General features: G+C 67.4%; 6 protein-coding genes. All 6 read right to left on the reverse strand.

All coding sequences use genetic code 11. From position 1 onward, the window contains the following. On the reverse strand, positions 1-1,697 hold a 1,697-nt coding region (locus VN856_RS22390; protein ID WP_325693102.1), incomplete at its 3' end, for a glycoside hydrolase family 5 protein. Between the two features lie 89 nt (positions 1,698-1,786). Then, positions 1,787-2,545 carry an enoyl-CoA hydratase gene (locus VN856_RS22395; RefSeq protein ID WP_325693105.1) on the reverse strand — a complete coding sequence of 253 codons (759 nt, stop codon included), beginning with the start codon at positions 2,543-2,545 and terminating at the stop codon, positions 1,787-1,789. Continuing rightward, positions 2,533-3,300: an NUDIX hydrolase gene (locus VN856_RS22400; protein ID WP_325693116.1), complete on the reverse strand. Its 768-nt coding sequence runs from the start codon at positions 3,298-3,300 to the stop codon at positions 2,533-2,535. The genes VN856_RS22395 and VN856_RS22400 overlap by 13 nt, the downstream gene beginning before the upstream one ends. 47 nt (positions 3,301-3,347) lie before the next feature. Beyond that, complete coding sequence (locus VN856_RS22405; RefSeq protein ID WP_325693107.1) at positions 3,348-4,190, reverse strand: ABC transporter ATP-binding protein; 843 nt, start codon at positions 4,188-4,190, stop codon at positions 3,348-3,350. Positions 4,191-4,240: 50 nt separating this feature from the next. Then, positions 4,241-5,470 (reverse strand): phosphoserine phosphatase SerB, encoded by a 1,230-nt coding sequence (gene serB / locus VN856_RS22410; protein WP_325693110.1) that lies wholly within the window; start codon positions 5,468-5,470, stop codon positions 4,241-4,243. A gap of 25 nt (positions 5,471-5,495) precedes the next feature. Beyond that, positions 5,496-6,348: cytochrome c oxidase subunit I (locus VN856_RS22415; RefSeq protein WP_325693113.1), on the reverse strand; the 853-nt coding region annotated here is incomplete at its 5' end.

Here is a 6,348-nt window from a genome sequence, read left to right on the forward strand (position 1 = left end):
GTCCACCCGATCAGGTGTTGGTCGGCTCCTTGCAGCGGCGCCAGGATCTGCGCTTGGTCGCTGGTGGCGCCGAACTCGGTCATGAAGGCCGGAATTCCCTGCGCCTCCGCGTAGGCCTCGGCATTGCCCACGATGCCGCTGACGCTCGGTATGCACCCCAGCGGCCCGAGGTTGAACTCGCAGTAGTCGTGGAACGACAGGACGGTGTTCGTGGCGTCGACATGGCCAAGATCGGTCGGTATGCCCGCGTTGGAAAGGACATTGGGTTCGAAGAAAATCGGTGTGCTCGGATCGACGGCCCGGATCGCGTCCGCCCCCTGGTCGTAGAAGGGCGTCAGCTGCTGACTGTCGAAGAACGGGTTGCCGAACAGGGTCGGCAGGAACGACGATATGCCCGGCGATGGTTCGTTTATGAGCTCGAATCCGGCCACGTTGGGGTCACCGTTGAAGGCATTGGCCACGTACTCCAACATCTGGCTGTAGTTGTTCTCCAGACCAATTCCGTTCGGGGCGTCGGCATTCGTCCAGAACGACTCCCATGCCTGCTGCTCCGCGGGATTGAAGAACTCGTTGTACGGGAAGGGCAGCGAGGGGTTGGCCAACCCGTCGGTCTGCACCGCCCAGTCGGGTGCCCCTTCGCCGCCGAACGCGGTGCTGTAGGCGTCCTGATGGAAGTCGATGATGCTGTAGATCCCGTGGTTGCCGAGGGTTTGAACGGTCTGCTCAATCGAGTTCAGGTAGGCGGTGTTGAACACGCCGGGGTCGGGCTCCAGGTCGGACCAGATCACGCCCACCCGGACTGCGTTGAAACCGTTTTCGGCCAGGAACGCCGCGTCGTCGTCGTTGAACCCGCTGGCCAAGGGGTCACCGGGCGCAATCTTGTACACCTCGTTGAGCCCGTGCAGGGTGACAACTTGTCCGTCGCTGTTGGTCAGGAAGCCGCCGGAAGTCCCGAGCGGCAGCAGCGACCCGTCGGGGTCGGCCGCCTGGGTGAGACCCCCAGGCAGGGTTCCGAAGTCGCCGACGGCGCCGTGCTCGCCAAACACACCGGCATTGCCACCGGCTCCACCGAGGGCAGGCAGCCCCGCGGCGGTGGCGCCCGCACCGGCGTTGCCACCGTCGCCGCCAATGCCGAACAGTGAGCCGGCATCGCCACCGTCGCCGCCGGCGGCACCCGCACCTCCCAGTCCCCCTTCTCCGCCGTTGCCGAAGAAGCCGAGCGCGTCGCCGCCGGAGCCGCCCGCGACGCCGGGTTGATCGCTGTCCCAGCCGTTGCCGCCGTCACCGAGCCACAAACCGCCAACGCCGCCGTTGGGGTCCAACTGGCTGGTGCCGTCGGCGCCGTTGCCGATCAAGAACAGCCCGGACGCCGTGTTGAGGGCGTGGTCGACCTGCTCGCCGAACGAGCTGTTGATCCAGCTCTCCACGCCGGCGTGCAGCGGCTCGTAGATGTATTGCTGGAAAAGCTCTGTCGGAGATAATGTTTCGGCCCCTGACGCGCTCGCGGCGAGTGCCCCCTCGATCGCTTGGGAGCCGACTTCGGCAGAAGTTGCACTCGAGACGAGGTCGCTGATCAGGTCGCCGAGGCCGAAGTCGTCGGCGCGCGCGGTTGGTGGGCTGACCATCGCGACCCCGAACGCCGCAAAGACTGCACCGACACCGACTGCGCTACTACGCCGATTTGTCCTGAAGATCAATGCGACCTCCGCGCGCCTCGACCCCGATGTGAGCCAGCTCATAGTACCGAGCGGCTCTCACCCTATGTAAAGGCTTTTCTCAGATCGTTTTAAGTCGCCTCAGCCGCCGGTCGCTCCAAGCTGTCGGCGAAGACGTCGAGGTAGCGGCGCCGCTCAGCATCCCAACGCTCGGCCGGCGGCAGCGCGTAGGCGCCGTCGATGCCGGCCTTGGCAGCGGCGAACGCTGACCGGGGTCCGCCGACGAGGCGGCTCGCCCAGGCCGCAGCGGCGTCATACACGGCATCCGGAGCCACCATCTCGTCGATCAGGCCCAGCTCCAGGGCTTCTTCAGCGTCGAAGAACCGGCCGCTGTAGACCAGCTCCTTCGCGCGACTGGCCCCGACGGTGCGAGCCAACCGCGCCATGCCGTCGCCGCCGGGCACCAGGCCGGCCAGGATCTCCGTCGCACCGAACCGCACGTTGTCACCGCTCACCCGCCAGTCCGCGGCCAGCGCCAGCCCCAAGCCGGCGCCCAGCGCGTATCCGGTGATCGCGGCGACGGTCGGCTTGGGTATCGCGGCGACGGCGTCGACGGCGGCGCGGTGCACCCGCACCCAGCTGTCGACCTCCGACGTGGCCAGCGTCCGCAGCTGGGGAACGTCGTCGCCCGCGGAGAAGATCTCGTGGCCGCCGAAGAGGACGACGGCGGCGATGTCCTCGCGGTTGCCGATCTCGGCGGCGGCCCGCTCCATCTCCCGATAGACCTGCCGCGTCATGGCGTTGGTCGGCGGCCGCGACAGCGCCAAAGTCCCCACGCCAGGATGTTGGGTTCCCAGGCGGACGCTGACGAACTCGCTCAAATCCGCCACCCCAATCCGCCGGCTTTGCGGGCCCGGTGATACCGGTCGGAGTCGAAGAACTCGAAAATCCAGTTTTCGCCGTCGATTTCGACGTTCGGTTGCACCGTGACGATCTGCCGCTCGACGGCCAACACGTCGGCAACCGAGCGCCCGATCAGCGAGTCCAGCTGAGTCCAGGTCGGCGGCAGCAGAAAGCAGCGGCCGGCTTCGAATTCAGCGACGGCGGCCTGCGGCGTCGCCCACTGCGCCCGGTCGGACTCAGTGTTGTCGCCGTCGGCACGCTGACCTTCCGGCAGCACCCCGACGAAGAAGTAGGTGTCGTAGCGACGGGTGCGCTCGGCTTCGGGCGTCACCCAGTTGGCCCACGGCCGCAGCAGATCAGCTCGTAGCACCAGGTTTTCGCGGCTCAGGAAGTCGGCGAACGACAGCGTCCGGTCGGCCAGCGCCTGGCGGGATTCGCGGTACACCGATGCGTCGCTGACGATGCCATTCGGGTCGTCGGCCGGGCCGGCGAACAGCACACCGCACTCCTCGAAGGTCTCGCGCGCGGCGGCGCACACCAGTGCCTCGGCCAACGCGATGTCGGTGCCGAAACGCTGCGCCCACCACGACGGCGGCGGCCCGGCCCAGGCGATGTCGGCGTTTCGGTCGCGGTCGTCGACCCCGCCACCGGGGAATACGACTGTCCCGGCGGCGAATTCCATTCCTGCGTGCCGCCGCATCAAGAAGACCGCAATACCCTTGGCGGTCTCCCGCAGCAGCATGACCGTCGCGGCCGGCCGCACCGGCAACGGGACAAGCGGTTCGTCACTCACAAGCGCCTCCGATGGGCCGCGCGGCTACGAATGCGCCGGGCGAAGTAACGCCCGTCGATCACGTCGACTGCAATCGACTGGCCGAACGCCGCGGACAGATTGTCTCCGGTCAGCACGTCGGACAGCAAACCTGCCGCGACGATCTGTCCCTCGGCCAACAGCATGCAATGGCTGAAACCCGGCGGGATCTCTTCGACGTGATGGGTGACCAGGACCAGCGCCGGCGCGTCGGGATCGGCGGCCAAATCGGCAAGCCGCGATACCAGCTCCTCGCGCCCGCCCAGGTCGAGACCGGCTGCGGGTTCGTCGAGCAGCAGCAACTCGGGGTCGGTCATCAACGCCCGGGCGATCAGGATTCGCTTCCGCTCACCCTCCGACAGGGTTTCGTAGGTGCGGTCGGCCAGGTGCTCGGCGCCCAGGCTTTCCAGCATGTCGATCGCCCGGTGGTAGTCGACGTCCTCGTAGCGTTCCCGCCAGCGGCCCAGCACCGCGTAGCCGGCCGAGACGACCAGGTCGCGCACCACCTCGTTGCCCGGAATCCGTTGCGCCAGCGCCGAGGAACTCAAACCCACCCGCGAGCGGAGCTCGGACATGTCGACCCGGCCGAGGCGCTCCCCCAGCACGTAGGCGACCCCCGACGAGGGATGCTCGGCGGCCGCGGCGATACGCAGCAACGACGTCTTGCCGGCGCCATTGGCCCCGATGATCACCCAGCGTTCGTCGAGCTCGACCGACCAGGTCACCGGCCCGACCAGGGTGTGGCCGTCGCGTCGCAGCGACACATCGGTGAAGTCGATCAAGAGGTCGGGGTCGACTGCCTCGCTCCCGGTTTCGGCCACCCGCCCATCGTGCCGTACCGCGACGCCATGACGCCTGTCGGGTCGCGCCGCTACTCCGGTGGGATGTCGACGCGGCGCAGCACGCCGTCGAGCGCGTCCGCGGCCTCGATCTCGCCGCGCGTGACGCCGAGCAGAAACAGCACCGTATCCAGGTAGGGGTGGCTCAGCGACGCATCGGCGACTTCCCGCAGCGCGGGTTTCGCGTTGAACGCCACACCCAGGCCGGCCGCGGCCAGCATGTCGATGTCGTTGGCCCCGTCACCGACGGCGACAGTCTGCGCCATCGGCACGCCGACCTGATGAGCAAAGTCCCTGAGCGCCTTGGCTTTACCCGCGCGATCGACGATCTGACCGATGACCCGCCCGGTGAGCTTGCCGTCGATGACCTCGAGCTCGTTGGCGGCAACGAAGTCCAGCATCAGCTCGTGCGCCAACGGTTCGATGACCTGCCGGAATCCGCCGGAGACCACACCCACGTGGTAGCCCAGCCGGCGCAGCGTGCGGATTGTGGTCCGCGCGCCCGGGGTCAGCTCGACGGCTTCGGCGACCTCGTCGAGCACTTCGGCGGGCAGGCCCGCCAGCGTGCCGACCCGCTGATGCAGCGATTCGGCGAAATCGAGTTCACCGCGCATCGCGGCCTCAGTGATCGCGGCGACCGCGTCCAGCGCGCCCGCGCGGGCGGCGAGCATCTCGATGACTTCCTGCTGGATCAGCGTCGAGTCGACATCGAACACGATGAGCCGTTTGGCGCGCCGCGCGATGCTGTAGTCCTCCAGCGCCACGTCGACGCCGACGTCGGCGGCCACCCGGGTCAGCACCTCCTGCAGTTGCCCGCCGACGCCCTGCGGCACGGACACCCGCAATTCCAGGCCGGTGACCGGATAGTCCGAGACGCCGCGGATAAGGTCGATGTTGACGCCCAAGGCGGCCACCTCATGGGCAACCCTGCCGAACGCTTCGGCAGTGATCGGCCTGCCCAGCACCATGATCGTGTGCGTCGAGGGGTCCCGGATGACCGGCAGGTCGTTGCTGCGCTCGATGGTGACGTCGAGGCCGACGGCATGGATCGCCGCCGTGACCTGGTCGCGTAACGCTGTGTCTTCGTCCAGCGGCGCCGACACCAGCACACCAAGCGTCAGCCGGTTGCGGATCACCACCTGTTCGACGTTGAGCAGCTCAACCTCGTGCCCCGAAAGGACTTCGAAGAGCGCCGACGTCACGCCTGGCTTGTCGTGACCGGTGACGGTGATCAACGCCGACACCTTGCGGGGTGTACTCACCCCAAATTGCCCCCGCTAGAGGCCATTACGTGCGAACGCTGACGTCGTCGGCTCGGGTGACGTCGCCGTCCGTCGGACCGTGGGCCCGGCCCACGTGCGCCTCGGCGCGCAGTCGGTCCACCATGTGCGGGTAGTGCAGCTCGAATGCCGGCCGTTCCGAACGGATCCGGGGCAGCTCGGTGAAGTTGTGCCGGGGCGGCGGGCAACTGGTCGCCCACTCCAGCGAGTTGCCGTATCCCCATGGGTCGTCGACCGTGACCACCTCGCCGTAGCGCCAGCTTTTGAAGACGTTCCAGACGAACGGAATCATCGACACGCCAAGGATGAACGCGCCGATCGTCGACACGACGTTGTAGGGCTGGAACCCGTCGGTGGGCAGGTAATCGGCGTAGCGGCGCGGCATCCCGAGGTCGCCCAGCCAGTGCTGGATCAGGAACGTCGTGTGGAAACCGATGAACGTCAACCAGAAGTGCAGCTTACCCAGCCGCTCGTCGAGCAGTCGGCCGGTCATCTTCGGGAACCAGAAGTAGGTGCCGGCGAAGGTGGCGAACACGATGGTGCCGAACAGGACGTAGTGGAAGTGCGCGACGACGAAGTAGCTGTCGGTGACGTGGAAGTCCAGCGGCGGGCTGGCCAGCAGCACACCGGTCAGGCCACCCAACAGGAAGGTGATCATGAAGCCGATCGAGAACAGCATCGGCGTCTCGAACGTCAACTGCCCCTTCCACATCGTGCCCACCCAGTTGAAGAACTTGATCCCGGTCGGCACCGCGATCAGGTAGGTCATGAAGGAGAAGAACGGCAGCAGCACCGCGCCGGTGGCGAACATGTGGTGCGCCCACACCGCGACCGACAGCGCGGCGATCGACAGCGTCGCG

The sequence above is a fragment of the Mycobacterium sp. genome, from assembly GCF_035603715.1.
In the GTDB taxonomy this organism is placed as follows: domain Bacteria; phylum Actinomycetota; class Actinomycetes; order Mycobacteriales; family Mycobacteriaceae; genus Mycobacterium.

Coding starts and splice junctions, on each gene's coding strand:
- VN856_RS22400 (WP_325693116.1), bottom strand. CDS start 3,300: ATGCTGCTGCGGGAGACCGCCAAGGGTATTGCGGTCTTCTTGATGCGG.